At 50.8% G+C, this 264-nt stretch carries 1 protein-coding gene; it reads right to left on the bottom strand.

All coding sequences use genetic code 11. The annotated features are described in order from the left end of the window. Positions 1–264: hypothetical protein (locus B3849_RS03950; RefSeq protein WP_286779847.1), on the bottom strand; the 264-nt coding region annotated here is incomplete at both ends.

Below are 264 nucleotides of genomic sequence, written 5' to 3'. Positions count from 1 at the left end.
TGGCAGGCCGACTTCGGATTTCAGCGCTTTAATCAATACTTTGGCAGCATTCGGCTTGAGCACGCCGGCCATGTCTTTCAGGCCCAGAACGTGGGCTCCGGCCGCTTTTAGTTCCTTGCCCATAGCAACATAATATTTCAGGTCGTATTTCGATCGGTCCGGATCAAAAATGTCACCGGTATAGCAAACGGTACCTTCGCAAATCTTACCGTTCTCAATCACCGCATCCATCGCGACACGCATGTTTTCAACCCAGTTCAGGCT

Source organism: Sulfitobacter sp. UBA4523 (assembly GCF_002388305.1).
GTDB lineage: Bacteria > Pseudomonadota > Alphaproteobacteria > Rhodobacterales > Rhodobacteraceae > Sulfitobacter > Sulfitobacter pontiacus.
The sequence above is the reverse complement of the archived record's forward strand: the minus strand, read 5'-3'. Positions and strand labels throughout refer to the sequence as shown.